The 2939-nt window shown below is 28.5% G+C and carries 1 protein-coding gene and 2 pseudogenes; all 3 read left to right on the plus strand.

Annotation, left to right across the window (positions count from 1 at the left end; genetic code table 11):
- Positions 1–1068 (plus strand): annotated as a pseudogene (locus tag NG918_RS00530) (C40 family peptidase); the annotation flags it as partial.
- Positions 1069–1307: 239 nt separating this feature from the next.
- Positions 1308–2060: a tRNA1(Val) (adenine(37)-N6)-methyltransferase gene (locus NG918_RS00535; protein ID WP_252223959.1), complete on the plus strand. Its 753-nt coding sequence runs from the start codon at positions 1308–1310 to the stop codon at positions 2058–2060.
- Position 2061: 1 nt separating this feature from the next.
- Positions 2062–2914 (plus strand): annotated as a pseudogene (rsmI, locus tag NG918_RS00540) (16S rRNA (cytidine(1402)-2'-O)-methyltransferase).
- Positions 2915–2939: the final 25 nt, after the last annotated feature.

Below are 2939 nucleotides of genomic sequence, written 5' to 3' on the forward strand. Positions count from 1 at the left end.
ATAGAACGTAATATAAGTGAAATTCAAGATAAAATTTATGATTTAGATGCTCAAATAGAGCCTTTAGAGCAAACTGTTACTAATAATAAAAAAGAAGTTAAGAATATTAATACACAAATTGATAACACAACTAAAGACATAGAACAATGTAAAGAGGAAATTACTAATTTAGATTTAGCATTAGGTGAAAGACTTAAAGCTATATATATGTCAGGAAACATGGAGTTCAGTTATTTAAACTTCTTATTTGAATCAGAATCTACTAGTGACTTTTTTACAAGAGCAGAATCATTAGGTAGAATTTTAGGTAGAGATAAGAAAGCTATAAAAGAAATAGCNNAGACAAGCTTAATGCAGAAGTTCAAGTGAGCTTATCAGAATTAGACGTTAAAAAGAAAGATCAAGAAGTATTAGTTGGAAAGACAAAAGAAGAAAAGAAGAAATTTGATGAAGAATATTTATCACAAATGGAAAGAGATGTTGTTAAATCACAAATAGATGTGATAGATAGTTCAAGCAGTTCTCTTAGTGATTTAAAATCTGCAATCTCTCAATTAAGAAATTTAAGAGATAGCCAACTTAAGAGCCCAATAGTTATAGAAGAAGTAAANNTCACAAAAAGAACAAGAAGAAGAAGCTAAAAGAGCAGCAGCGGCATCAGCGGCAGCTTCAAGTAATACTCCAAGCAGAGGAAATTCAGGTTCTACAAATGTTACTGTTCCATCAGCAGGTAATGCTCAAGCTATATTAAATGAAGCTTATAATCATTTAGGAAAAGCTTATGTATATGGAGCAACAGGTCCAAGCAACTTTGACTGTTCAGGATTTACTCAATATGTGTATAGAAAAGCGGCAGGTGTTGATATAACAAGAACTACTTATTCACAAATAGGGGTAGGAGTACCTGTATCACAAGATCAATTACAACCAGGTGATTTAGTATTTACTCATGCAGGTCATGTTGGTATATACGTTGGTGGAGGTAGCATGATTCATGCACCACAAACAGGAGACGTTGTAAAAGTATCATCAGTATATAAATTCTATGCGGCTAGAAGAATTTTATAATATATAATATTTAAAATAAGGCTAGATATGTAATTGTCTAGCCTTATTTTGTTGTATATAAAATTTAGTTCTATTTAAAGTTAACTACAATATATGAAATTATATTTATAAGACTTAATTATATATAGACACTTTGCTAAAACACAACTAGAAAATAAAATACTAAAATCATATTAAGTTGTTTAGAATAAATGTATAAGTTATAATTATTTAGAATATATGGATAAAGGAAGATAACTATGCTTGAAAATAATTTAATTAATTTAGATACAGATGAAGTCATAGATGATTTACAATTAAAGGGATTACGATTAATACAAAAGGTTAATGGATTTAAATTTGGAGTAGATGCCGTAATATTATCTGATTTTGCAAATGTTAAGAATAAACATAGAGTTATTGATTTATGTACAGGTACAGGGATAGTACCATTTTTGTTATATGGAAAGTATAGTCCTAAAGAAATTTATGGATTAGAGATACAACAAGAGATGGTTGATATGGCAGAGAAAAGTGTAAAATTAAATGCATTAGAAGATAAGGTTATATTTATAAGGGAAGATTTAAAAAATATAGAGTATTTAAAGAAAATGGATAAGTTTGATGTAGTTACTGTAAACCCACCATACAAGTTAAATAATGCAGGAATTATAAATCCTAGTGATAAACTTGCTATTGCAAGGCATGAAGTTTTATGTAATCTAGAAGATGTGATTTATGCATCTAAAGTATTACTAAAAGATAATGGCAGAATGTTTATAGTACATAGACCAGAGAGATTAGCAGATATATTTACGTTAATGAGAAAATATAAAATAGAGCCTAAAAGAGTTAAAATGGTATATCCTAAACCTGGTAAGGCAGCAAATATAGTATTGGTAGAAGGGCAAAGAGATGGTGGAGCATATTTGAAATGGGATATTCCTTTATATGTTCACAATGAGGATGGATCTTATACAAAGCAAATAGATAAAATATATGGGAGGATATAAAATGGAAGTAGGAAATTTATATTTAGTACCAACTCCAATAGGAAATTTAAAAGATATAACATTAAGAGCTTTAGAAATACTAAAAGAAGTGGATATCATAGCAGCTGAAGACACTAGACAGACTTTAAAGTTATTAAATCACTTTGATATAAAGAAAACATTAATGAGCTATCATAAATTTAATGAGAAGGATAAGAGTAATGAAATTATCGACAAACTATTAAATGGTCAAAGTATAGCTTTAGTATCTGATGCGGGAACACCAGGAATATCAGATCCGGGGAGCGTTATAGTAAGAAGATGTATAGAACAGGGAATAAAATTTAGTGTATTACCTGGTGCAACAGCTATAACAACAGCTCTGGTATATTCTGGATTAGATACAACTAAATTTATTTTTAGAGGTTTTTTACCTAGAGAAAATAAAGAAAGAAATATNNAATATAATAAAAGAAGAATTACTTCAAAGTCAAGAAACTTTAATATTTTATGAAGCTCCTCATAGATTAATTGATACGTTATCTTTTTTATATGACTCGTTTGGAAATAGACAAATTGCAGTTTGTAGAGAATTAACAAAATTATATGAACAAATATTTAGAGGCTCTGTTGAAGAATCTATTAATTATTTTACAGAAAATAAACCTAGAGGAGAGTTTGTACTTGTACTTGAAGGAAAAAAACTTGAAGAAATAAAACAAGAAAGAGAAAGTGAATGGATTGATTTATCAATTCAAGATCATATAATAAAATATATAAATGAAGGTATAAGCAAAAAAGAAGCAATTAAATGTGTTGCTAAAGATAGAGGTATACCTAAAAGTGAAGTTTATAAATTTTCAATTGATATATAAATATGAGGCTATGTTTTAGCAGAGT

Source organism: Clostridium sp. ZBS2 (assembly GCF_023845855.1).
Lineage (GTDB): Bacteria > Bacillota > Clostridia > Clostridiales > Clostridiaceae > Clostridium > Clostridium aquiflavi.

Excerpts from the sequence above, each read along its gene's own strand:
- NG918_RS00535 (WP_252223959.1), top strand. The coding sequence starts at position 1,308 with ATGCTTGAAAATAATTTAATTAATTTAGATACAGATGAAGTCATAGAT.